The sequence below is a fragment of the Corynebacterium sp. MSK297 genome, from assembly GCF_030232885.1.
Classification (GTDB): domain Bacteria; phylum Actinomycetota; class Actinomycetes; order Mycobacteriales; family Mycobacteriaceae; genus Corynebacterium.
In genome coordinates this window covers 15169-38824 of sequence record NZ_JASPGD010000004.1, presented here as the reverse complement: position 1 = coordinate 38824, position 23656 = coordinate 15169, and the positions used below count along the sequence as shown (strand labels likewise).

Annotated in this window: 22 protein-coding genes and 1 pseudogene; 13 read left to right on the top strand and 10 right to left on the bottom strand. The window is 55.3% G+C overall.

All coding sequences use genetic code 11. The features are described from left to right. Window positions 1-10: 10 nt before the first annotated feature. The 9 genes from QP888_RS05285 (at window position 11) to QP888_RS05245 (ending at window position 9392) form a co-directional block, all read left to right on the top strand. Window positions 11-1279 carry an MFS transporter gene (locus QP888_RS05285; protein WP_284812465.1) on the top strand — a complete coding sequence of 423 codons (1269 nt, stop codon included), beginning with the start codon at window positions 11-13 and terminating at the stop codon, window positions 1277-1279. An 89-nt stretch (window positions 1280-1368) separates the two neighbouring features. Continuing rightward, window positions 1369-2877, top strand: a complete 1509-nt coding sequence (glmU, locus tag QP888_RS05280) for a bifunctional UDP-N-acetylglucosamine diphosphorylase/glucosamine-1-phosphate N-acetyltransferase GlmU (protein ID WP_284812464.1) — start codon at window positions 1369-1371, stop codon at window positions 2875-2877. A gap of 25 nt (window positions 2878-2902) precedes the next feature. Further along, complete coding sequence (locus tag QP888_RS05275; protein ID WP_049168802.1) at window positions 2903-3892, top strand: ribose-phosphate diphosphokinase; 990 nt, start codon at window positions 2903-2905, stop codon at window positions 3890-3892. After that, window positions 3892-4662, top strand: coding sequence for an SDR family NAD(P)-dependent oxidoreductase (locus tag QP888_RS05270; protein WP_284812463.1), 771 nt, complete (start codon window positions 3892-3894; stop codon window positions 4660-4662). The genes QP888_RS05275 and QP888_RS05270 overlap by 1 nt, the downstream gene beginning before the upstream one ends. Window positions 4663-4906: 244 nt before the next feature. Then, window positions 4907-5593, top strand: coding sequence for a 50S ribosomal protein L25/general stress protein Ctc (locus QP888_RS05265; protein WP_284812462.1), 687 nt, complete (start codon window positions 4907-4909; stop codon window positions 5591-5593). A gap of 67 nt (window positions 5594-5660) precedes the next feature. After that, window positions 5661-6245: an aminoacyl-tRNA hydrolase gene (gene pth / locus QP888_RS05260; protein ID WP_284812461.1), complete on the top strand. Its 585-nt coding sequence runs from the start codon at window positions 5661-5663 to the stop codon at window positions 6243-6245. A gap of 140 nt (window positions 6246-6385) precedes the next feature. After that, window positions 6386-7822 (top strand): type I glutamate--ammonia ligase, encoded by a 1437-nt coding sequence (glnA, locus tag QP888_RS05255; RefSeq protein WP_284812460.1) that lies wholly within the window; start codon window positions 6386-6388, stop codon window positions 7820-7822. A 351-nt stretch (window positions 7823-8173) separates the two neighbouring features. Next, on the top strand, window positions 8174-8995 hold the full coding sequence (locus QP888_RS05250) for a class I SAM-dependent methyltransferase (protein ID WP_284812459.1): 822 nt from the start codon (window positions 8174-8176) through the stop codon (window positions 8993-8995). Between the two features lie 103 nt (window positions 8996-9098). Next, window positions 9099-9392 (top strand): antibiotic biosynthesis monooxygenase family protein, encoded by a 294-nt coding sequence (locus tag QP888_RS05245; RefSeq protein ID WP_284812458.1) that lies wholly within the window; start codon window positions 9099-9101, stop codon window positions 9390-9392. Between the two features lie 111 nt (window positions 9393-9503). Here the strand turns inward: QP888_RS05245 and QP888_RS05240 are convergent. The 4 genes and pseudogenes from QP888_RS05240 to QP888_RS05225 form a co-directional block, all read right to left on the bottom strand. Beyond that, a pseudogene (locus QP888_RS05240) lies at window positions 9504-9780 on the bottom strand (glyceraldehyde-3-phosphate dehydrogenase); the annotation flags it as partial. 528 nt (window positions 9781-10308) lie between these two features. Beyond that, complete coding sequence (locus QP888_RS05235; RefSeq protein WP_284812457.1) at window positions 10309-10440, bottom strand: hypothetical protein; 132 nt, start codon at window positions 10438-10440, stop codon at window positions 10309-10311. A gap of 206 nt (window positions 10441-10646) precedes the next feature. After that, window positions 10647-12110, bottom strand: coding sequence for a glyceraldehyde-3-phosphate dehydrogenase (locus QP888_RS05230; RefSeq protein ID WP_284812456.1), 1464 nt, complete (start codon window positions 12108-12110; stop codon window positions 10647-10649). A 64-nt stretch (window positions 12111-12174) separates the two neighbouring features. Next, the gene (locus tag QP888_RS05225) at window positions 12175-13173 is read right to left on the bottom strand and encodes a nitronate monooxygenase (RefSeq protein WP_284812455.1); all 999 of its coding nucleotides are present in this window, start codon (window positions 13171-13173) and stop codon (window positions 12175-12177) included. Window positions 13174-13250: 77 nt separating this feature from the next. Here QP888_RS05225 and pth (QP888_RS05220) point away from each other — a divergent pair, with 77 nt between their 5' ends. After that, a complete protein-coding gene (gene pth / locus QP888_RS05220; RefSeq protein WP_284812454.1) occupies window positions 13251-13955 on the top strand; it encodes an aminoacyl-tRNA hydrolase in 705 nt (234 codons plus the stop codon). Here pth (QP888_RS05220) and QP888_RS05215 read toward each other — a convergent pair whose 3' ends face one another. Beyond that, entirely contained in the window at window positions 13956-14516 is a 561-nt protein-coding gene (locus tag QP888_RS05215; protein ID WP_284812453.1) for an NADPH-dependent FMN reductase, read from the bottom strand. Window positions 14517-14668: 152 nt separating this feature from the next. On the opposite strand from QP888_RS05215, the gene QP888_RS05210 reads away from it, so the two are divergent. Next, window positions 14669-16315: a peptide chain release factor 3 gene (locus tag QP888_RS05210; protein ID WP_284812452.1), complete on the top strand. Its 1647-nt coding sequence runs from the start codon at window positions 14669-14671 to the stop codon at window positions 16313-16315. A 28-nt stretch (window positions 16316-16343) separates the two neighbouring features. Here the strand turns inward: QP888_RS05210 and QP888_RS05205 are convergent, their stop codons facing one another. Together QP888_RS05205 and QP888_RS05200 are read right to left on the bottom strand one after the other, a co-directional pair. Further along, entirely contained in the window at window positions 16344-17927 is a 1584-nt protein-coding gene (locus QP888_RS05205; RefSeq protein ID WP_284812451.1) for an alpha/beta hydrolase, read from the bottom strand. A gap of 121 nt (window positions 17928-18048) precedes the next feature. Continuing rightward, on the bottom strand, window positions 18049-18918 hold the full coding sequence (locus tag QP888_RS05200; RefSeq protein ID WP_284812450.1) for a patatin-like phospholipase family protein: 870 nt from the start codon (window positions 18916-18918) through the stop codon (window positions 18049-18051). A gap of 75 nt (window positions 18919-18993) precedes the next feature. Here QP888_RS05200 and QP888_RS05195 point away from each other — a divergent pair, with 75 nt between their 5' ends. Next, entirely contained in the window at window positions 18994-19365 is a 372-nt protein-coding gene (locus QP888_RS05195; RefSeq protein ID WP_284812449.1) for a hypothetical protein, read from the top strand. Window positions 19366-19385: 20 nt separating this feature from the next. Here the strand turns inward: QP888_RS05195 and QP888_RS05190 are convergent, their stop codons facing one another. After that, complete coding sequence (locus QP888_RS05190) at window positions 19386-20039, bottom strand: hypothetical protein (RefSeq protein WP_284812448.1); 654 nt, start codon at window positions 20037-20039, stop codon at window positions 19386-19388. 124 nt (window positions 20040-20163) lie between these two features. On the opposite strand from QP888_RS05190, the gene QP888_RS05185 reads away from it, so the two are divergent. Further along, entirely contained in the window at window positions 20164-21375 is a 1212-nt protein-coding gene (locus QP888_RS05185; RefSeq protein ID WP_284812447.1) for a DUF6882 domain-containing protein, read from the top strand. A 110-nt stretch (window positions 21376-21485) separates the two neighbouring features. Here the strand turns inward: QP888_RS05185 and rraA are convergent, their stop codons facing one another. Next, window positions 21486-21986, bottom strand: a complete 501-nt coding sequence (gene rraA, locus QP888_RS05180) for a ribonuclease E activity regulator RraA (RefSeq protein ID WP_284812446.1) — start codon at window positions 21984-21986, stop codon at window positions 21486-21488. A 2-nt stretch (window positions 21987-21988) separates the two neighbouring features. Continuing rightward, window positions 21989-23281 (bottom strand): isocitrate lyase, encoded by a 1293-nt coding sequence (gene aceA, locus QP888_RS05175; protein ID WP_284812445.1) that lies wholly within the window; start codon window positions 23279-23281, stop codon window positions 21989-21991. Between the last annotated feature and the right edge of the window lie 375 nt (window positions 23282-23656).

Below are 23656 nucleotides of genomic sequence, written 5' to 3'. Positions count from 1 at the left end.
GCCTGGAACTATGAATCCCGGCTCCCCGCACACCGCACGCAACCAGCAGCACAATGGCCGCTATGTTGCTATCGCCAACGCGCTGCAAAACATCGGCGACCAGACGGCCTCAGCCAAAACTGTCTTGCCCTGGTTGTTTACCGCCGCTGGGGTGCCAGCAGCATTTTCGGGTTTGTTGGTGCCGGTTCGTGAGTCGTTAGCCATGCTCCCGCAGGCTGCACTGCGGGGTTGGGTGACATCACAGGACTCTCGGAAACGAATTTGGATGCTGGGCTCACTCGGTCAAGCGCTCTGTGCCACGCTCATGGCAGTCGCTGCATTGGTGCTGAGCGGGACCTCGCTAGGCGTCGCGATCGTGGTGCTTTTAGCCTGCCTAGCGATTTTTCGTTCCTTATCTTCACTCTCTGGGCAAGACGTTTTGGGCCGGGCTGTGAGCAAAGGACAACGCGGCGCGGTCACCGGCACCGCGACCACGCTATCGGGCATCGTCACTATCGCTGTCGGTGGCGCACTGTTGTTCGTTCCCTCCCCAATTCCTATTTGGGTCGGCGCGGTCCTCATTGGGATTGGCGCACTCGGTTGGTGTGTGGCAGCGCTATCTTTCGCGCGTGTCGACGAAAATTTGGATACTCGCTCGGTAAAGAAGGCCATGCAACCAGAGCTTCCCGCCGACGCACTTCCTTGGTTTCGCGATACCTGGCAACTATTACGTGACGACGCTCATTTCCGGCAATTCGTCGTCGTTCGCTCTCTGCTCTTGGTCTCATCACTATCCACTGCATTTATCGTCACACTGAGCGCGCTCAACGACAGCAGTTTCGCCGAATTGGGCGCCTTTGTTTTTGTCTCTGGTCTTTCAGCACTGCTTGCAGGAAGGATTTCCGGGATCTGGTCTGATCGTTCCTCCAGGACCGTGCTGTCCGTCGCCGCAGGCACGGCCTCATTGGTGCTGTTGCTGCTGGTAGCAAGCTCACTGACTCTTCCTCCCGGCTGGAATTCCGTACTATTTCCACTGGGGTTTTTCTTGGTGTCTCTCAGTCACGCCGCCATACGCGTGGCACGTTCGACCTATCTCGTGGACATGGCTGAAGACGACCAACGCACCCGCTATACAGGTGCCGCAAACACACTGATGGGCGTGATTCTGTTATGCGTCGGCGCGTTGTCGTCTGTCATCGCACTCAAAGGCCCTGCTTGGGCGTTGGTATTTTTGTCTCTTATTGGTTTTGCCGGTGTTTGGGCAGCTCGCAAGCTTCCGGAAGTCTCACAAGGCGGCTAAAAACCCACGGTCAACCGCGCATGTGCGAACACATCGTTATGATTGGTGCCATTAGTTAACCCCCATTTGTTCAGGAGTGAATTCTCGCTGTGGCTCAACAATCTTCCTGCGCGGTCATCGTCTTAGCTGCCGGCGCCGGTACACGGATGAAATCTGCGACCCAGAAAACACTGCATGAAATTGGCGGGCGCTCGCTGCTTTCCCATAGTGTGCACGCCGCGGCAGGCTTAAATCCGGACAATGTCGTAGTGGTCGTCGGCCACCAGCGTGAGCAGGTAGTGCCAGCCGTCGACACGCTTGCCGACGAGCTCGGCACAAAGCTGACCACCGCCGTGCAAGAAGAACAACTTGGCACCGGGCACGCGGTGCAATGTGCGATGGCTGGGTTGGATGATTTCCAGGGCACCGTGATTGTCACCAATGCTGATGTGCCGCTACTGCGACCGGAAACCCTCGATCACCTACGCGAGCACCATGAATCCGCACGAGCTGGCGTTACGGTGTTGTCCGTCGAACTTGCCGACGCCACCGGCTATGGCCGCATTGTGCGCGACGATAATAAGCAGGTCACCGCAATTATCGAGCATAAAGATGCTTCGGAAGAAATCCGAGAAATTACCGAAATCAACTCCGGAGTCTTCGCTTTCGACGCCGCCATCCTGCGCGATGCGCTCACACAACTGAACACGGATAACGCGCAGGGCGAGTTATATATCACTGACGTACTGGCTATTGCGCGCGAGGCTGGCCATGGGGTCGGTGCCTATGTCGCAGCTGACGCTGGCGAGCTCGCAGGTGTTAACAACCGCGTACAGCTGGCAGAAGCGGGCAAGGAATTCAACCGCCGCACCGTAGAAGCAGCCATGCTCGGGGGTGCCACCATTGTCGATCCTGCCACCACCTGGATTGGCGCGGATGTCACCGTGGGCCAAGACGTCACCATCCACCCGGGTACGCAGCTGTGGGGAAAAACCTCCATCGCGGACGGCGCGGAAATTGGACCGGACAGCACACTCACAGATGTCGTCGTCGGCAAGAATGCGCGGGTGATCCGTGCCCACGCAGAAAGCTCACGTATTGGCGCAGAGGCGAACGTCGGACCATTTACCTACCTTCGCCCAGGCACAGACTTGGGTAATAACGCCAAGCTCGGTGGTTTTGTAGAGACCAAGAAAGCCACGATCGGCGAAGGTTCCAAGGTTCCGCACCTGACCTACGTGGGTGATGCGACCATCGGTAAACACTCAAATATTGGTGCTTCTTCGGTCTTCGTTAACTACGACGGCGTGAACAAGAATCACACCGTGGTGGGCGATCACGTGCGCACCGGTTCCGACACAATGTTTATCGCACCGGTGACCGTCGGTGATGGCGCCTATTCTGGGGCGGGTACAGTGATTAAAGACGATGTTCCGCCAGGGGCACTGGCCGTCTCGGGTGGTCGCCAGCGCAATATCGAGGGTTGGGTCGCAAAAAAGCGTCCCGACAGCTCCTCTGCGCAGGCCGCACGAGCTGCCGAACAGAGCCACGCTGACAATGGCGAGGCCACTGATGGCAGCACCGACACAGGCAGTGACCAGGGGTCCGAACAAGCGTAGACACCAAAGCAGAAGGGTTAATCCTATGACTGGCAAGATCGCTATGAACCAAAAGAACATGATGGTCTTCAATGGCCGCTCACACCCAGATCTTGGCGAAGCCGTCGCCAAAGAACTCGACACCCACATCACCCCGATGCGCGCTGAAGACTTCGCAAACGGGGAAATCTTCGTGCGCTTCGAGGAATCAGTCCGCGGCGCAGATTGCTTCGTCATGCAATCTCACGCAACCGTCGAGGGTGGCGATCTGAACAAGTGGCTGATGGAACAGCTCATCATGATTGATGCGCTCAAGCGTGGTTCCGCCAAGCGCATCACCGCTATCTTGCCGTTCTATCCATATGCACGTCAGGATAAAAAACACCGAGGTCGCGAGCCAATTTCTGCCCGTCTGATCTCCGACATGCTGCAAACTGCCGGTGCTGACCGTCTGGTGTCGGTAGACCTACACACCGACCAGATCCAGGGCTTCTTCGATGGTCCGGTGGACCACATGCACGCGATGCCTGTGCTAACTGACTACATCAAAGAGCACTACCCAACCGAAAACATGTGCATCGTTTCTCCGGACGCGGGCCGTGTCAAGGTCGCCGAGAAATGGGCGAACGTTCTCGGCGGCGCCCCAATGGCGTTCGTGCACAAAACCCGCAGCGTCGATGTTGCCAACGAAGTCGTTGCAAACCGAGTCGTCGGTGATGTCAAGGGTAAAGACTGCATCTTGGTCGACGACATGATTGATACTGGCGGCACCATTGCTGGTGCAGCCAAGATTTTGAAGGATGAAGGCGCCAAATCTGTGGTGGTCGCGTGTACCCACGGCGTATTTTCCGGCCAAGCGCGCGAAAAGCTGTCCACTTGTGGTGCCGAAGAAGTCATCACCACTGACACCATCCCGCAATCGACCGAGGGCTGGGACAACCTCACCGTTTTGTCCATTGCTCCGTTGCTGGCACGCACCATCAACGAAATCTTTGAAAACGGTTCCGTAACGACACTGTTCGAAGGGTCTGCGTAATGAAAAGCTTTGACGAATTCCGTGGGAAAGTAGCCTTGGTCACCGGCGGTGGCTTCGGTATTGGTGAAGAAATCTGCTACGAATTGGGTGAATTAGGCACCCACGTTGTAGTCGCCGACACCACCGAACACGCACCGTCCGCCGTCGCAGAAAAGATCCGTGACAACGGGGGCTCGGCCTATGCCATTGACATCGACATGACTGCCGAGTCTGACTACAAGGCTGCTGTGCACACCGCCGTGGAGCAATTCGGTGGCTTGCACTACGCGGTTAATTCGCCAGGCTACGGTGGCGAAGGTGAATACACAGGGAAGATGAACGGTCGACAATGGCGCGATTTGATCGACCTCAACTTGAACGGTGTAGCCTACGCTATGCGTCATGAAATTGATCAGTTCTTGGACATGGACGTGACTTCAGAATGCTCCATCGTCAACGTCGCCTCGGTGCACGGTCTCGTTGCCGCCAAGGGAAAGGCGGCTTATTCTGCCGCCAAACACGGTGTGATTGGTCTGACGCGTTCTGCTGCTGTGGAATACGGTTCCAAGGCGATTCGCGTGAATGCGGTCTGCCCGGGCTATATCCGCAATGCCCTGTTGGCTAACTTCATGGACGAAGATGAGTTGACCAAGCTGATCAACGATCACCCTCTGGGTCGGCTGGGCTCTGTACGGGAAGTAGCAGCGATGGTGTTGTTCTTGCTGTCGTCCAATGCCTCGTTTATTACCGGCAGCGCACAGACTGTCGACGGCGGATACACCGCCGTTTAACCCCGCTGCTGCGCTGCCTAGCCAGTACTTTAACGGTGGCTGAATGGTAATTGCCGAGCGCAGCATTTCTTAGCTAGCACGCTTTTTGCTATGATGGCTCTCGTCTCGGCGAGGGCCATGCATTTTGGCCGTTATCGACGCGATCTACACTTACCCCGGTAGCTCCCCGGTCGTGGATGTGCCCTTGCCTATGCACGTTTGTCCACAGTATAAATTTTTTCACCGCACTGAGGAGTTATCCATTATGGCTGAAAAGACACCTATTCTTGCAGCACAACCACGCACCGAATTCGGCAAGGGCGCTGCCCGTCGTCTGCGTCGTGAGTGGCGCGTGCCTGGCGTTCTGTACGGCTCCAACACCGAGCCAATCCACTTCTCTGTAGATCTGCTGGAACTGCAGACGATGATTCGTTACAACGGCTTGAACGCCGTTTTGGAGCTGGAAGTTGATGGCGAAAAGCACCTGTCCATGGTGAAAAACGTCGACCAGAACGTTTTGACCCTCGACGTTGACCACGTAGACCTGCTGTCCATTAAGCGCGGCGAAAAGGTCGAGGTTGAAATTCCAGTTACCATCACCGGCGAGCCTGCCGCAGGCATGATGTTCATCCAGGACAACGACGTCCTGCTGGTCGAGGCCGACGTTCTTTCCATTCCGGAAGAGATCGAAGTTTCCATCGAAGGCGCAGAAGACGGCACAGTTATCACTGCAGCTGAGCTGGATATGCCTGGCAACACCACGCTGGTAGCAGAAGAAGACACCGTCATCGTTTCCGTCATGGAGCCACAGGAAGACGAAGAACTCGAGGCTGCTGCTGCCGCTGCCGAAGAAGGCGGCGCCGATGCTGGTGCAGACTCCGAAGAGGAAGCCGACGAGGAGACCCCTGCAGATCGTCTGGACCCTGACACTGAGTCCTCCGACGATAACTAAAATCGAGGACGAATAAGATCGACGCCGAGTAACGTCGGCAAGTAAACACGAAAGCCGAGCCCCAACCATGCCCGCTGCACCTGCTTTTTCTCAGCATTCCAGCGTTCTTGTGGTTGGGCTTGGTAACCCTGGTGCTCGTTATGCAGACACCCGGCACAACATCGGTTACCGCGTTGTGCAGGAATTAGCAGAAACTACTGCTTTTCAACCGGTGCCTTTTAGTTTGCATAAACGCACCGGGGCTTTTGTTGCTGAAATGCCAGCTAGTGCGCTAGGTGCCGGGGCACCGAAGCTAGTTTTGGCGCGTACCGCCACACCGATGAATACCTCTGGTGGCGTGGTTAATGCCTTAGCAACGTACTTTCGTATCGCCCCGGCGGGAATCGTTGCCGTGTACGACGATATGGAACGTGATTTTGGATCTTTTACCCTAAAACACAGCGGCGGCGATAAAGGCCATAACGGCTTGAAATCGATTACGAAAGCATTGGGCACGAAAGATTATGCGCGTTTGAGCATCGGGATTGGACGCCCACCCGGGAGAATGGATGCTTCTTCGTTTGTGCTGGGAAGGTTTTCTGGTGCCCAAGAACACGAGCTGGATTTCGTGATTCCAGATGCTGCTGATTATCTCCGGCGGGAACTACTCTAGATTCACAACCGTGAATCAATCACAACCGTGAATCATCAGAGCCACACAGGAATCAGAGCCACGAATCGCAGAAATGAATCACGCTTAGCCGGTATAGTGGGAAAACGACTGCACAGTTGCACCCAAAACGAGGAGTTCCCTTGAGTTTCGAATCCATTTCGGATGTCGTCCAACATATCGAAGATGAAGACATTAAATTCGTCGACATTCAATTTACCGATCTTCCAGGTGTAGAGCACCACTTCAGCATCCCTGCCTCGGAGTTCACTGAGGAGGCAGCAGAAGAAGGACTGGCTTTCGACGGCTCCTCGATCCGCGGGTTTACCACTATTGATGAATCCGACATGATGTTGCTGCCGGATCCGCACTCGGCAGTGGTAGATCCATTCCGCAGCACAAAGACGCTGAACATTAAGTGCTTTGTGCACGATCCGTTTACCCGCGAGCCATTCTCGCGTGACCCACGCACTACCGCCCGCAAGGCCGAGGAATATTTGCAGTCCACCGGCATTGCCGATACCTGCTTCTTCGGTGCCGAGGCCGAATTTTATCTGTTCGACAAGGTGCGTTTCGATACCTCGACCAACGCCGGTTTTTACGAAGTGGATTCCGATGAGGGCTGGTGGAACACCGATAAGGAAACCACCATCGATGGGCTTCCAAACCCTGGTTACAAGACGCGCCCGAAGGGTGGCTACTTCCCTACCGCTCCTTATGACCAGTCCGTGGAAATCCGCGATGCCATGGCTTTGAACCTAGAAAAGGTGGGCTTTGAGCTAGAGCGTTTCCACCACGAGGTCGGCTCCGGTGGGCAGCAGGAAATTAACTACCGCTTTTCCACCTTGCTGCACTCTGCAGACCAGATTCAGCTGTTTAAATACGTCATCAAAAACACTGCGTTTCAGCACGGCAAGACAGCAACGTTCATGCCGAAGCCGGTAGCAGGTGACAACGGTTCGGGCATGCACGCACACCAGTCCCTGTGGAAAGATGGTTCCCCACTGTTCCATGACGAAGACGGCTACGCTGGTTTGTCCGATATGGCCCGCTACTACATCGGCGGCATTCTGGAGCACGCAGGCGCGGTTCTGGCATTCACCAACGCGACACTGAACTCCTACCACCGTCTAGTCCCTGGTTTCGAGGCTCCAATCAACTTGGTCTACTCCCAGCGCAACCGTTCGGCAGCCGTGCGTATTCCCACCACCGGCAACAACCCGAAAGCGAAGCGTTTGGAGTTCCGCGCACCAGACCCTTCGGGTAACCCGTACTTGGGCTTTGCGGCGATGATGATGGCTGGTATCGACGGTATTAAAAACCGGATCGAACCACACGCACCAGTGGATAAAGATCTTTACGAGCTACCTCCAGAAGAAGCCCAGGATATCCCGACCGCTCCAACCTCGTTAGAAGAATCACTGAAGGCTCTGCGGGAAGACAACGAGTTCCTGACCGAGGGCGATGTCTTCACCGAAGACCTCATTGATACCTACATCAAGTACAAGTACGATGAGGAAATCACTCCGGTTCGCCTGCGCCCAACGCCGCAGGAATTCGAGATGTACTACGACTGCTAGGCACCACGCTTCACGCGCCAGCGCCCCACTCTCGGTGGGGCGTTTTTGGTTGGCTATCATCTCGCGGAAACTCAACCACCGATTTTTAGGTGATCTCTTTCCGCTGCTGCATCGCGGCCGTACAGATCAGCTTGGCTCACCCAAAACGGGGGCGCTATATCCCGGAAAAAATCACAGAATTTTGGTACTCCTATTCTTTACAGGCCCCTTTTAGTAGGCTGAGAATTAGATACAAAATTAGGCCTGCCTTAATGTATCTGTCATTGTCTAACGCTGACTAACGCTGACTAGCACTGTCTAACGTTGACTAACGCCGTCTAACGCTGGTGGGCCTTAAAGAAAGGACTCACCATGCCCCGTACCTCCTCAAACACCGATGGCAAGACAAATCCACTTCCCTACGCGCAGCGCCGCGCAGAAGATGCGCCCGGACATTGGCTGCTTGCACGGCTCGGAAAACGCGTACTGCGCCCAGGCGGATTAGAGCTCACCCGCGCATTACTACAGAATGCCAAGCTCACTGACGCTGACGTCGTCGAACTTGCTCCCGGGTTGGGACGCACCGCCAGCGAGATTCTCACGCACCAGCCAGCCAGCTATATTGGCGTCGAAAAAGACGAAGATGCTGTGCGCATTACTGGCGACATCGTCAAGGACACCGGCCGCATGGTACACGCAGATGCGGCAGATACCGGCATTCCCGATGCTCATGCAGATGTCGTTATTGGCGAAGCGATGTTGACGATGCAGTCGCCCACCGGCAAGCAAAAAATCGTACAAGAAGCAGCCCGAATGCTACGCCCCGGTGGCAGGTACGCCATCCACGAACTTGGTCTGCAACCCGACGACCTCGACGATGAGTTCAAAACCGAGTTGCGCAAGAATCTCGCCCGCGTAATTAAGGTTAATGCCCGGCCGCTGACCATTGCTGAGTGGACCGAGCTTCTCGAAAACGCTGGCTTAGTCGTCGAATGGACAGATACCGCGCCAATGGCGCTGCTAAAAATGCGCCGTAATCTTGCCGACGAAGGCCTGCTCGGTACGTTGCGCATCATAAAAAATGCGCTGCGCGATAAGGATGCCAGGCGCCGAATGCTGGCGATGCGCAAGCTTTTCAGCCAACACAGCGATGTCTTGCGCGGTGTGGCTCTGGTGGCCAGGAAACCCGAGTAACAACCACAAGAAAGCCTGGTGAAAAAATCACACGATTTCTACCATGCCAATAACGTGTATTGGATAAAATGGTGGATGGATCTAGCCATAGAAAGGATGAGCAATGACCTATGTAAACATCTCCGCGCTAACCTTCCCGGCAGGTGCCGGCGAAGAAATCGAGCAGCGCTTCGCACAACGCGCAAAGGGCGTCGACAAGGCCGAAGGTTTTGAAAGCTTTGAACTGCTCCGCCCGGTTTCCGGCGAAGATCGTTACTTCGTGATCACCCGCTGGGATAGCCAAGAAAACTACCAGAAGTGGTCAGACGCTCGCCCAGCAGGCAACCACACAGAAGACGAAAAGCGCGGCATGTCTGTCGACGTATTGGGCTTTGAATCCATCCAGCTGGAAAGCTAACCCAAGAACAGGCTAACCACGCAAACACAAAACGAAGCCGCGGGTCCAATCTCGGATCCCGCGGCTTTGATCAGCACTGGCACTAGTACCAGTGCATCAACTCCCCGCGACTTACAGCTCGCTGATTGGGCTGCGGTGCGGCAGCACACGTGGCCCGCTTGCCCGCAATATCTTCAACGAAGCGTACTACCTGGTTGGAGTAACCATACTCGTTGTCATACCAGACGTAAACCACCAAGTGTTTGGTGCCATTGGCAATCGTCGCCAAGCCATCAACCACACCGGCTTTAACGGAGCCCACAAAGTCCGAGGAGACCAATTCCAGGTTCAACACAGCCATCGAAACATTCGCGGTTGGCACACGGATGGCATTACCGGTGAGCTTGCCCACTGCCCACAAACGGCAGGCATGGTTTATAGCTACTTAGGCTAAAGAATGATCTATTCCGTGGTTGTATCACCCACCCCTGTGAGGGCCCAGCCATCATAATTAACCTCAAAAATCAGAGGCAGGTCTGCCGGTAACCATCCACGATAACCAAAGTATTCCGGGGCCCTATGGGAGCACAAAGTAACATCTAGCCTATCGAGCACGTCAAAATCAACGTCACCGTCGGCATCTTTCAGGTACACCACCTCTTGAATGTCGTAGCTGCCTAAGTCATAAGCCTCATCAGGCTCCAGACCCTGATGTTCGGAAATATCATCAACACTGGAGTATGGACATTGGACACCAAATTCTACCCAATGCTGACCATAAGCATCGCGAACCGAGATAGTAACCGCCCCCCAGATTCACTTGCAGCTGGTAACGCTTGTTCAATTTCGCTTGAACAAGCCACCAAGAATGCCATCAAAGACAACGCAAGGAACGCTTTACCCTGCCCAAACCTCAAGGGAAAACGGGAAGAATATCTCATTTCGGCAATGTCTTTAGCAAAGATGCATTTACACCTTCTGCTTGCTCAATTTGTTCAACAGAAACTTCAGTGTGAGGAAATTCAGAAACTTCCTCTTTCACAGCACTATTTATCGTTTCTTCAACCACTTTCTCCATCTCATTTATAAATTCGTCTGTTAAAATCTCATTCTCTGCCCCTGGGCACGAGACGGAGGGACTATTAGCAGTGACAGCATCGTAAGCATCTCCGCTCTGACCTTCCCGGCAGATGCCCGCCCGGCAGGCAACCACGCAGAAGACGAAAAACGCGGGATGCCTGTCGACGTATTGGACTTTGAATCCATCCAGCTGGATTAGAGTTCGCTGATTGGGCTGCGGTGCGGCAGCACACGTGGCCGCTTGCCCGCAATATCTTCAACGAAGCGTACTACCTGGTTGGAGTAGCCATACTCGTTGTCGTACCAGACGTAGACCACCAGGTGTTTAGTGCCATTGGCAATCGTCGCCAAGCCATCAACCACACCGGCTTTAACGGAGCCCACAAAGTCCGAGGAGACCAATTCCGGATCGTTGACGTAGTCCACCTGCTGGCGCAGGTTCGACAGCAGCGCCACCTTGCGCAGGTAGTCGTTGACCTCGTCCTTGGTCACCTCAGTTTCCAGTTCCAGGTTCAACACCGCCATCGACACATTCGGGGTAGGAACACGGATAGCATTACCGGTGAGCTTGCCTTCGAATTCTGGAAGCGCTTTCGATACCGCCTTGGCAGCACCGGTTTCGGTGAGCACCATATTCAAACCAGCAGCCCGTCCACGACGGTCACCCTTGTGGTAGTTATCGATCAGGTTCTGGTCGTTAGTAAACGAGTGGGCGGTTTCCACGTGACCGTGCGCGACGCCGTAGCGATCGCCCAGTGCCTTGAGCACTGGAGTAATACCGTTGGTGGTACATGATGCTGCAGACAGCACCTTGTCATCGTCGTTAATGCTGTCTTCGTTGATGCCGAAAACGACGTTCGGGATATCGCCTTTGCCCGGCGCCGTCAACAAGACACGGTCTGCGCCCTTGGCTTCCAGGTGCTGCGACAAGCCCTTACGATCACGCCATGCTCCGGTGTTGTCAACGATGATGGCGTCATTGATGCCGTATGCGGTGTAGTCGATGTCCTGTGGCGCGTTGGCGTAGATGACCTGGATTTTGGTGCCGTTTGCCCAGATGATGTTGTTTTCTTCATCCACGGAAATGGTGCCGTTGAATTCGCCATGCACGGAATCACGGCGCAGCAACGAGGCGCGTTTAATGATGTCACCCTCACCCTTGGAGCGGACGACGATAGCACGCAGACGCACACCGCCATAGGAGGCTTCACGTTCGACGAGAATGCGCGCGAGCAGACGACCGATACGGCCGAAACCGTAGAGGACAACGTCGGTGGGCTCGACGTTGGTGCGTCCGCCGATGACTTCTTCCAGCTCTTGGTGCAGGTATCCAGAAAGATCAGTAGCACCGGATTGCGCAAATCCAACGGCCAAGCGCCCGACGTCGATCGATGCAGTACCCAAATCCATCGAGGTGAGTTCGCGCAGCACTGGCAGGGTTTGGTCCAGCGGCAAGTCTTCTTCGATGACCTGGTGCGCACGTTCGTGGGCTTTGATGATGTCAATGTCGGTGACGCTAATCAGCAGACGACCAAAAATAGAGGTCACAACGTTGTTGTTGCGGTGCAGTGAGCTGATCAGTGGTATCATCTCCTGCGCCAGCGCGATGCGTTCATTCCAGTTGTCGTGTCCTACCTCGGCGGGCTGATTCACAGTCATCTTCCTTTACGCGGGGGTATCGGGGTGCAAAATTACAACCTACATCCTACCCCGATTTTGGTTACTACCCCCGTAATTGGGCAAGAATGTCGGCCACACTTCCCTGCCGAATCTTGTCGACGTCTTCGCCGACCAAGCAATATGCCACCCGCGGATCATTCTCCTGCCGCAGTGGCGCCAGCAATGAGTTCAACAGCGGATACATCGCAGGCACATCGTCATGGTGTTCGCGAATAAATTCCGTCTCGAGGCCACGTGCGACCCGGCCGGAAAACGCCCGGGTCGCCACCGAACGGCCCCCGGAATGCAGTAGGGTGCGATTGAACTCACTGGTGCCGGGTTCGTCGGCAAGCAAAAATGCCGAACCACAACTAACCGCTTTCACCCGGGGAAGCTGCAGCAACTCGCGAGCATCGTCGGCCGTACGCACCCCACCGGCAGCCACGAGTTGGGCATTAACACCAGCCAGCGACATCGTCTCAATGAGATCAACCAACCCCAGCCCGGACGGTTGTTCTTCCACCGACCAGGTTCCGCGGTGGCCACCAGCGGCTGGGCCTTGCACGATCAGAACATCGACACCTGCATCTTGTGCGCTCAAGGCGTCTTCAATGCTGGTGACCGTCACCCAGGCCTCAATACCAGCCTTATGCAGGCGACTAATTTCTACAGCACTGAAGCACCCAAACGTCGAACTGACTACTGCCGGTGGATTATCGGCAGATATGACAGCGTCCAACTTGTCCTGCCAACCATTGCTGTAGTCCACGTTCGGAAGCTGGTCCGCTACCGCGTAGTCGCGCTGTAATTGTTGGTGAAAATCGTTAATCTGTCCGGTAATTTTCAGCGGGGTTTGTGGGGCAAATAAGTTCACCCCATAACGCACCCCCGAATCAATGCTGGCAAGCATGTCCTGCACGCGATCTACCGGAGTGGTTCCGAACGCCAGAAAACCGAAGGATCCGGCGTTATCGGCCGCGGTGACAAGCTGCGGTGTGGACGGCCCGCCTGCCATAGGAGCAATCAGGATGCGTGATTCCAGCTGGCGTAATAATTCCGACATATTTGCCAGGCTAATGCAGATCACTGGCTTGCAGCAGCCAGTAGAGAAAACCCCTGCAATAATGAGACACTGGGCGGGTGAATATTGTGCGCAACCTGTTATCAAAAGTTTTCGGACGCAATACCGAAGGCGCTAATGACTCAATCTCCAACCCAGCCGACGGTGGCTATCAGAGTGCAACGACCCAACAACCGGTATTGAATCTTGCTGACGTCACTGCAGAGTGGCTAATCGTCGGCTTGGGTAATCCGGGGCAAAAATATGCGGCCACACGTCACAACGTGGGCTATATGGTGGTCGACGATCTGCTGGCCGAATCCGGCGAGACCTTGCAACCTATTAAAGATGTGCAAGCTTTCGGCGCCACCATCGAAGCAGGCGAGGAAACCGCCCTGGTGCTGCGGACTGCGAGTTTTATGAATAATTCTGGCCCGGCGATTGCCGACGTCGCCCAACGCTTAGGCATCCCGGCCGAGCGAGTGCTGCTTATTCACGATGAATTAGACCTGAAAGAGCACAAAATCCGCCTCAAACAAGGCGGAAATGAAGCCGGACATAACGGCCTAAAATCCACGACTGAGCACCTGGGCACCCGTGATTATCCGCGGGTGCGCATGGGGGTGGGTCACCCCGGGAAAGGAAATGACATCATCGCCTGGGTGCTGGGTCCGGTCCCAGCAGGGGCTGGTTTTGATGAGTTTATTGCCACCGGCGCCGAGGCTGCCCGACTGATCGTGGCCAAGGGGCTAGGGGCCGCGCAAAACGAGATTCATTCTCGCTAACTAGCTGTTAGCGCCAGCCTTGGTGACCTGATCCAAAATCTTATCCAGGCCAGCTTTTTCCGCATCGGATGCGCGGAATTCACCGTTAGCTTCTTCCGGGTATGCAGTGTTCAGGTCGATGTTGACGTCTTCGTCGGCAAGCTGCATATCCAGCATGCCACTGACGACGGTACGCCAGGTCGCGGTCGAGCCCTTACCAGCCTGCGAGTAACCGTAGCCGACGAAACCGATTGGCTTGCCCTGCCATTCTTGGCCAAGCTGGTCGAAGGCATTTTTCATTGGGCCAGGTACAGTGCCGTTATATTCCGGTGTCACAAAAACGAAGCCGTCGTACTGAGCGATTACTTTGGCCCACTGCTGGGTCTTAGGGTCACCGTACTCACCATTGGCCATGGCAGGGACGGTATCTGCGGCCAAAAATGGCAGGTCGTGATCCTGCAGGTCGATGATTTCGTAGTTGTGGCCGTCATTGCGGCTAGCTGCGTGCTCGTGCACCCAGTGGCCGATCGCTTCACCAGCGCGGCCTGCACGGATCGAACCAATAAAGACACCAATATTCACGATTACCTCCTAGAAATAACGAAGTTGATACAACAACAATAAAACGACTCTAGTTGACCTGTCAACAACATCTTTCTAAACAACTTCTTGGTATTCCTAAAAAGCCGATCCACCTCGGCACGCACATCACCGAACCATTAGACTGTTCAACCATGACCACTGCTGTTTCCTCCCCTGCCCACGAGGCCTCGCGCCGCCGCACCTTTGCTGTGATCGCTCACCCCGACGCGGGTAAATCAACGCTAACCGAGGCTCTGGCACTACACGCACACATCATCACAGAAGCTGGTGCGGTGCACGGCAAAGGAAACCGCAAAGCCACCGTGTCTGACTGGATGGACATGGAAAAAGACCGCGGGATTTCCGTGGCCTCTTCCGCGCTGCAGTTCAACTATTCCCCGGAAGGCCACGACGGCGAACCGTATGTGATCAACCTGGTCGATACCCCCGGACACGCGGATTTTTCGGAGGACACCTACCGCGTTCTCACCGCCGTCGACGCGGCAGTCATGCTCATCGACGCCGCCAAAGGCCTAGAGCCGCAAACATTGAAGCTATTCCGCGTGTGTAAAGCTCGCGGTTTGCCAATTGTCACAGTGATCAACAAGTGGGACCGGGTTGGCCGCGAACCTTTGGAGCTTGTCGACGAAATCGTCAACGAAATCCAGCTCCAGCCCACACCGCTATACTGGCCGGTTGGTGAAGCCGGTGACTTCCGCGGGCTCGCCCACATTAACGACGACGGTGAAGCTGATAACTACATCCACTTCATCCGCACCGCCGGTGGCTCCACCATCGCACCGGAAGAGCACTACTCACCGCAGCAAGCCGGCGAAAAAGAAGCCGAGGCGTGGGAAACGGCGGTGGAAGAAGCCGAGCTTTTGGCCGCCGACGGCGCGCTACACGATCAAGACCTATTCGAACAGTGTGTGACCTCGCCGTTGATTTTCGCCTCCGCGATGTTGAACTTCGGCGTACACCAAATTCTGGACACGTTGTGCGCAATCGCCCCGCAACCAGGTAGCCGCGAGTGCGACCCCAAGGTAGTGGAAAAAGCCACAGGGGCCATCGCCGAAACTCGCGAGGTGGCCGACGATTTCGCCGGCGTCGTGTTCAAAGTGCAAGCCGGCATGGACCGCAACCACCGCGACACCCTAGCCTTTATGCGCGTGGTCTCTGGCGTCTTCGAACGCGGCATGCAGGTCACGCACGCGCAATCTGGGCGCAGCTTCTCGACGAAATACGCACTGACCGTTTTCGGCCGCACCCGCGATACCGTTGAGGCCGCCTATCCTGGCGATATCGTCGGATTGGTCAACGCGGGATCGCTGGCTCCTGGCGATACCATCTATTCGGGCAAGAAGATCCAGTTCCGCCCGATGCCGCAGTTTGCTCCGGAAAGTTTCCAGACCCTGCGAGCAAAATCGCTGGGCAAATACAAGCAATTCCGCAAAGGGCTGGAGCAACTGGATGCCGAAGGCGTCGTCCAGATCCTGCGCAACGAACTGCGCGGCGACGCTGCCCCTGTGATGGCAGCCGTTGGCCCGATGCAGTTCGAAGTCATGCAGGCCCGCATGGAGGTCGAATACAACGTGGAAACCGTCGTCGAGCCCGTACCTTATTCGGTAGCACGACGCACCGACGCGGCCTCAGCTGAAGAATTAGGCCGCCAGCGCGGAGTGGAAATTTTCACTCGCACCGACGGCGAATTGATTGCGCTGTTCGGCGATAAATGGAAGCTCGCGTTCGTACAAAAAGAACACCCAGAGCTGACCATGGAGCCGTTGGTAGCCGATTAGATATCGGCCCGCGCTGCGTATAAGTCGACTAGTATAGCTCGACCGCCCGCAAGTCGATACTGCCATCACCAGTGATTTCCAATTGGCTAATCGGGCGGTTCTTTACTGGTTCCGGCAAGCTAATCCTTAAGGTACGTATCCAATATTCGCCATTGCTGGTTTCCGTGGTGGCATCTTTCAATACCGGGTTGGGTGTCGGCACTGGGATTGGGTGTCGGGAACCATCGTCCATGATCGCGGTAATTTCCAGCTTGGTTTCTTTCTTGCCGTCTTCCCGGCTGCCAGTAGGCATCATGTGCATGCTCAGTGCATCCGCGCCTGCAGAACTCACCGGAACCACCGCGGGGGGTTTAGTCAAGTGCACGCGAGCATTGACAGAAGCGGAATTAACGATTCCCAGGTCCACGAAATCGCAGCGGTCGTCATATTGCACCGGGTTCATAGACGGATAAATCCGACAGAATTTGGCCTCGCTTCCCGGCAGTTGCGCTTCTGGTTCTGAAGCAATCCATTGCTCTGCAGCGGCCGGGGTGGCAGCATACACGCTCACTTCTCTGCCTGCGAGCTCAGCGGGTAATTCATCGTCGGCGTCCAAGGGATACGGCCCGTCTTGACCACGGAGAGTTTGATCAAACCAAAGCCGGAGAGCTTCCGCTAAAAATTCCTCATGCTCTGCAGCACCAATGTCGCTCATTTCGCCATCATCGATGCGGTCGTCGAATTCCCGCTGAGATAAAACGCGGTTAATGTAGTTGTGCCCAAGCCCTGAAACAATAAAGTTTAAGGCTGCCGTGTTTCTGTCCTGCCCCACGTATTCTGGTAACCAGTCAGCTGCGGCCTGGGAAGTATCCTCATCTGCTTGCCCATAAATGGTCAAAGTAGGCACATCGGCGGGAGCTGGGGAAAAGTTATCTTCTGGAGATTCTGGCACATGGTAGAACCCGCCATAGCTGGCCAAAGATACCTCAGGCCACATTTCTGCAGCCTTATTTCCTAGCAATGCAGAACGCGAGTGCATAAACACACCAGTGCGAGAAAAATCCGTCATGCCCGCAAGGCTGTCATCTAAGTGCTGCGACTGGCCCTGGTTCGCTGCCTCCAGTTCCCCACGAATGGCACCTACCACACCCGCCCAGGCTTCCACCTGGTCATATGGTTGCGTGGGGCTTTCTGGCGCCCACAACGGGCCTAAATCAGGAACGACGACGGTATATCCGGCCTCTGCGAGATCCTCTGCCAAATAGTGCATTCCGCGATCTACACGTACCTCATCTACCCCTTCTGGGCACGGGTAGGCGAAAGTATCATCAGCGCAATTAAATGTGCGCAAATGATTCACTACCACCAGCGGAGCATTGCTGTGCCCCGCCGTTGTCACGCTGCCGCGGACGGGTAAATGTATGTCGGGAGAAACCTGGTAATCTTCCAACGCAAATTCATAGGTGGTGGCAGTGGTTTTTTCCGTGGGCGTGGTAGTTTCTGCAGCCGTATCCTGCCCCGTTGTTGCCTGTTCTGGCGCTGCCTTCAGCGCGTCGCCAGTATCAGACGGAGCCGAACAAGCCCCGAGCAGCAAAGTAGTACCTGTCAACACAGCTAAAATACTCGAACGCATGACAAACAATTCTACCGGCACGGAGGGTTTCCGAACCTCTAAGGCAAACAGAAGCGGAACAATGTAGTCGTAGGAAATAATTCTTAAATTAAATTCGCTTCCTTTAACCAGTCAGGGTCCTTTAACCGGTCAGAAATTCTTCCCATTGCGGCCATTCTTTTTCCGTTTGGATCTGGCCCATCCGGTAGCTGTGCAACAGTTTTTCGGCATCGCGTTCCGTTGATTCCACGGACAAATCCGTCGGAAAGAACAATTGCGCACGGCCTTGTTTCTCCAAAGTAAGCAGGCGATCTTTCGCGGCATTGTATTTATCCGGTCGTTCAATCATGGCTTTGGCCACGGCTGGGTGTTTAAAAAATGCCCGACGTAAAAAGCCCTCACGCTGCGTGGCTGGGCGCACATAGTCGCGGGGCTTCGTCGCCAAGAAAAGAATCTTTCTAAAACCAGCTTGCTCGGCCTCATTGACCACAACTCCACCGGAATCTCCCAATGCACCATCGACAAACGGCACGTCGTCGATCAAGCGCATCGGCATGATCAGAGGCAGTGTGGATGAGGCACGTACGCGCATCATCAGATCCGGCAAGCTTGGCATGTCCTCCCGGCCCCAGTTGACGGTCTCTCCGGTATCGGCACGTGTGGCACTGATGCAGACTTGTGCCGACGATTCCGTGAATGTTTTCCAGTCGAACGGGAGATCTTTGTCGGCAGCTTTTTCGTAGATAAATTCTGCATTGAAATATCCCCGACCGCGCAAGAAATGACTCAACCCGCCAAACGAGGGGTTGTTCGCAAAATCCGTAAACGAACTGCGCGCGCGTTCTTTATCACCGGAGAGGAAATTCACGGTGTGTGAGGCACCAGCGGATACGCCACCGACCCAGCCAAATTGCACTTGTTTTTCCAGCAGGTGCACAATGCTGGCGGCGGTATAGGAATTACGCATTCCCCCGCCTTCAATCACTAAAGCTATATCTCGTGCGTCGATCATCCTTGCCCATAATAGTCGCGAGCTCGTGAAATTGTGACTAAAAGTGATTCACCATTAACCGGTTAGAATGACCGCATGGGACTATTCGACCTGCTACGCGGTTCTACTAAGCCCGCTCTCACCCAGCTTCCGGATACTGCACGCCACGTAGGCGTCGACAAGCTGGCAGTGCACACGGCAGAAGAAATGGTGATCATCACAGGATCGGTGCAGGTAGCAGGAATCATTCTGGACGCCGCCCACAATAATCACGCTGCGGTGGTTGCGGGGCCCAATGCGCAGATTGTACTAGTGCCGACGAAAACTGATGATCTGCCGGTACACGACCCGAACAATGGTTGGCTGCTTCCACTAAGCCCCGCGCTCCGTTCTGCAATCACCCAGCACTTGGCACCTACACCATGTGAACTGGAACTGACCGAACGCGTCGGCATAATTATTGAATAAAAGCGAACATATACGAGCGCTTAGACCCCGAGTGCGCCGAGCACGATTAACAGCACGCCCACGCTATAGCCTGCAGCCTTGCTCAAAAGCTCAGTACTGTGTGACGCCTTAGTAAAAAGCCGCCCAATAGGCGAATTCGGAGCAATGCGGACCCAACCGACGAGCAAAGCGGCGATGATCGGCAGCGACAGCGCGATGCTGGCATAGAGCGCCACCCCGGCCCCCAGCATCGCTGGTGCAGGATGCAAGGCTGCCAGCACGATCAACCCGGCAAAAAATGGTCCAGAAGTCGCCGATTGCACTACGCCGAGGCCAAATCCGGTCCAAAACGTCATCGGGGATGGCCGCTGCAGCCCGCCGAGCAAACGCCCGACCACCGCCGGCGGTTTCCCCTTCGAAATCCACGTACCCAGCAGCGTGATCACACCAACGGCCATCAACGTCAGTCCGAAGGCCGCCGAGTCCAGGATTTTCTGCATCAGTTCGCCAAAGCCAGAAAATACGACGGTCACCAGCAAAGCCAGCGCAAAAACCCCGCACCAGTTGCCTGCGACCAACAGCGGTGTGACCTTTTTGTACATTCCAGCTGGCAGCAGCACACCTAGGGCAACGATCACTGCGATGGACAAGACATTGATCGAGTCCATGAAAGCGTAGCTGACGGCGTAAAGCATGGTGGACACTTTACAGTGCATGGTTGGCAGCTCACTGATAGATCCAGCCCTGGGTGAGACTGGCCTGGATGAGACTGACCTAGGTGAGACAGCCGATCAGGGGTTGGCTTGTAGACTCAATGCTATGCTTTCTGCCCCGCGCACAGTCACCGATATCGCGACCGATGGTTTCCTGGCTCAGGCCGATTGTATGGCCTTATTCCGCACCCGTTTCGGCGAGATTTCCCACGTGCAACTGACTGTAGCCTCAGACCGCCGCCCTGCCGGGCATCCGGGACGCAATACTGCAAAGGACTCGCTTGTCGACGACTGGGACCGGCCAGTTACGGTCTCTTTTACAAGCACAAACAGCAAGCAAAGAGTAAAGTTGTCCGGTACCTGGGTCGCGACTATGGTCGGCGACCAGTGGTACTGGCAGACCACTGCGGTCGTGGATTGTGCAACGGATATCCCCGAATTGGATCCACAGCAGGTACAGACGGCAAGTGATCAGCTGCTGACTGCTGCGCGCACGGTGTTTCGTAATATTCCAGCAGTATTGGTTCCGCTTACTGGGAAATCTCGCTCAGATGAGCCGCAGTGCTTCGCTGTGGTCATGATTGTAGATTTTGCTAAGGCAGGACCAGTTCCACGGGCACTGACGCATGGTCTGGCGCAACTGCCCGAAGGCTACGACACCGTGCGTGCTCTGCAGGGGTTTGCGGTGGCGCGTGATCTTGAATTTCATGACAATGCAGACTTCGCAGAGGTAATCTACATGGGATCCGGTGACAAGCGGATCGTGGTAGCTGTTCGGGATGGTGTTGCCATCGATGTCTCCACGTCCCCGGCGGATGCGCAGGCACCAGTACAGCCCACGATCGACGAGCTCGTCAGCCACGGGCAACAGCACATCGAGCAATATTCTGACGAGTTCAGCGCACCTACACCCACTACTTCCGGAGTCTCAGGACCTGCCGGAGCTGCCGGCGTCGAAGGCGGCTGGGCTCTTGCGACTATCAAGAATGAAACCTGGACCTGGGCCTGGGCCGATCCCAACCTGGCAGGTACCCTAGGAGCACAAGAAAGCCGCAAGATCTTGGATTTTGGTATCAACAACGGCGTGCTTGATTTCGTCCGGCCGCATCTTAGTCTGCGCCGGATGCGCCACTGTTTGCGAAATACATATGGGCCGAAAACCGATAATTACCGCAGCACCGTGGCATCGGCTGCTCACAACTATGCGGATGTCATCACAGCCCTGGTTGCGGCTTGTGCACAAATAACGCAGTGCTCTACCCACCGTATCGACAAGCTCGATGAGCACACATTCGGAGTCCTGGTGTTTCCGGCATAATGCCGGTTCTGCACAAAAGTGGCGTCTACGAAAAGCCCAGAGCCCGGGAGCTAGCTCTCACACCTGCTAGCTCCCAGGCTCCGATCTGCGTAGTGAGTTGCTAGTTAGTACTAGCTTTCTTTAGCTTCTACTGGTTCCTCGCTCACGACAATGCCGTCAGCATCGGCGTAAACGTACTGGCCAGGGACAAATTCAATGCCACCAAATTGCACGGTGATATCAACTTTGCCAACCTTATCTTTCGCAGATTTGCGCGGGTTGGTTCCCAAAGCCTTGACACCAATATTCATAGTGCCGATTTCTTGGGAATCCCGGATGGCTCCATTAACGATGATCCCGGCCCAGCCGTTATCCACGCCTGCGCCAGCGATCATGTCGCCGACCATAGCGGTATGCAGATTTTCTTGGGCATCGATAACCAAGACTCCGCCTTCGTTCGGTTGGTTCAAGATCTCTTTCACCAAGGCATTATCTTGAATTGCCTGGATGGTGGAAATCTTGCCGCAAAAGTCGGTTCTTCCTCCGTAGTTGGTGAACTGCTTGTCGCAGCTGCGTAGCTGTTCACCGTGGATGTCTCCGATATCGGCGGTGGGAACGAATTGGATCGCCATGATTAGAACTGGCCTTCCTCAGTGGAACCCTTCAGTGCGGTGGTCGACGACGTTGGGTCGACGGTGGTGGCGATGTTGTCGAAGTAACCAGCACCGACCTCACGCTGGTGCTTGACGGCGGTGAAGCCGCGCTCTTCTGCTGCAGCGAATTCCTTGTTCTGCAGCTCGACGAACGAGGTCATGCCGTTGCGTGCGTAGCCGTGTGCCAGGTCGAACATGCCGTAGTTCAGGGAGTGGAAACCTGCCAGGGTAATGAACTGGAAGGTAAAGCCCATGGCACCCAGTTCTTTCTGGAACTTCGCGATGGTCTCGTCGTCCAGATGCTTGGACCAGTTGAACGATGGCGAGCAGTTGTATGCCAGCTTCTGGTCTGGGAATTCAGCCTTGACTGCCTCTGCGAACTGTTTCGCGGCTTCCAGGTCTGGGACACCGGTTTCCATCCAGATCAGATCAGAGTACGGTGCATAGGACTTTGCACGTGCGATACACGGCTCGATGCCTGGACGTACGTGGTAGTAGCCTTCTGCGGTGCGGTCGCCTTCGATGAATGGCTTGTCGCGATCATCAACGTCTGAGGTGATCAGAGTTGCAGCTTCTGCGTCGGTACGTGCAATAACGACGGTTGGAACACCAGCAACGTCGGCAGCCAGACGTGCAGACGACAGGGTACGGATGTGCTGCTGGGTAGGGATCAAGACCTTACCGCCCAGGTGTCCACACTTCTTTTCGGAAGCCAGCTGGTCTTCCCAGTGGGTACCTGCAGCGCCGGCGTTGATCATGGCCTTCTGCAGCTCGTAAACGTTCAGTGCGCCACCGAATCCGGCTTCACCATCGGCAACGATAGGAACCAGCCAGTTGTCAATGGAGTCATCGCCTTCCACACGAGCAATCTCGTCGGCGCGCAGCAGTGCGTTGTTGATACGGCGAACCACCTGCGGAACGGAGTTCGCTGGGTACAGCGACTGATCTGGGTAGGTGTGGCCAGCCAAGTTGGCATCACCGGCAACCTGCCAGCCGGACAGGTACACAGCCTTCAGACCACCACGGACCTGCTGTACGGCCTGGTTACCGGTCAGGGCACCTAATGCGTTGATGTAGTGTCCATCGCCCTTCGAGACTTCTTCCCACAGGATCTCGGAGCCACGGCGTGCCAGGGTGTGTTCTTCGACAACATTGCCTTGCAGCTCGGCTACCTTTTCTGCCGTGTAGTCACGGGTGACGTTGGCCCAGCGAGGGTTTTCATCCCAGTCTTTTTGGATTTCTGCGGCGGTACGTGCTTGACCGGTAGTAGTCATCGCAACTCCCTTTCTCGTTGGCTTATGAGTTGATTCACATAATGAGTCATGAAACCAATCACGTCAAGAATTGCGTGTGATCTACAGCAAACGGGGGTAGTGGCGGAATTCACATAGGTTTTCGAGATAAAAACACCTACTGAACAGCACCCTAAGAACAAAAACCCCCTATGTGGTGTATGAATGCCGGAGCTAAACAGTACAGCCATACTGTTAAAACAGTACGATTGGACTGTTTTCTTAAGTTATTTTCGATATTCGAACAGGGGTGAAATTACGCGATTCCAGAACCGCATTACACACAGTGAGGCAATTCACTTATTGTGGTCTCATGCCCCGGGGCACAATGACCGTCCGTCGTGAGTCCGCACGCAC

Bases quoted from the DNA above. Each gene is read 5' to 3' on its own strand.
- QP888_RS05285 (WP_284812465.1), top strand. From the start codon at position 11: ATGAATCCCGGCTCCCCGCACACCGCACGCAACCAGCAGCACAATGGC.
- QP888_RS05275 (WP_049168802.1), top strand. From the start codon at position 2,903: ATGACTGGCAAGATCGCTATGAACCAAAAGAACATGATGGTCTTCAAT.
- QP888_RS05270 (WP_284812463.1), top strand. From the start codon at position 3,892: ATGAAAAGCTTTGACGAATTCCGTGGGAAAGTAGCCTTGGTCACCGGC.
- QP888_RS05265 (WP_284812462.1), top strand. From the start codon at position 4,907: ATGGCTGAAAAGACACCTATTCTTGCAGCACAACCACGCACCGAATTC.
- pth (WP_284812461.1), top strand. From the start codon at position 5,661: ATGCCCGCTGCACCTGCTTTTTCTCAGCATTCCAGCGTTCTTGTGGTT.
- QP888_RS05250 (WP_284812459.1), top strand. From the start codon at position 8,174: ATGCCCCGTACCTCCTCAAACACCGATGGCAAGACAAATCCACTTCCC.
- QP888_RS05245 (WP_284812458.1), top strand. From the start codon at position 9,099: ATGACCTATGTAAACATCTCCGCGCTAACCTTCCCGGCAGGTGCCGGC.
- QP888_RS05230 (WP_284812456.1), bottom strand. From the start codon at position 12,110: ATGACTGTGAATCAGCCCGCCGAGGTAGGACACGACAACTGGAATGAA.
- QP888_RS05225 (WP_284812455.1), bottom strand. From the start codon at position 13,173: ATGTCGGAATTATTACGCCAGCTGGAATCACGCATCCTGATTGCTCCT.
- QP888_RS05210 (WP_284812452.1), top strand. From the start codon at position 14,669: ATGACCACTGCTGTTTCCTCCCCTGCCCACGAGGCCTCGCGCCGCCGC.
- QP888_RS05205 (WP_284812451.1), bottom strand. From the start codon at position 17,927: ATGCGTTCGAGTATTTTAGCTGTGTTGACAGGTACTACTTTGCTGCTC.
- QP888_RS05200 (WP_284812450.1), bottom strand. From the start codon at position 18,918: ATGATCGACGCACGAGATATAGCTTTAGTGATTGAAGGCGGGGGAATG.
- QP888_RS05195 (WP_284812449.1), top strand. From the start codon at position 18,994: ATGGGACTATTCGACCTGCTACGCGGTTCTACTAAGCCCGCTCTCACC.
- QP888_RS05190 (WP_284812448.1), bottom strand. From the start codon at position 20,039: ATGCTTTACGCCGTCAGCTACGCTTTCATGGACTCGATCAATGTCTTG.
- QP888_RS05185 (WP_284812447.1), top strand. From the start codon at position 20,164: ATGCTTTCTGCCCCGCGCACAGTCACCGATATCGCGACCGATGGTTTC.
- rraA (WP_284812446.1), bottom strand. From the start codon at position 21,986: ATGGCGATCCAATTCGTTCCCACCGCCGATATCGGAGACATCCACGGT.
- aceA (WP_284812445.1), bottom strand. From the start codon at position 23,281: ATGACTACTACCGGTCAAGCACGTACCGCCGCAGAAATCCAAAAAGAC.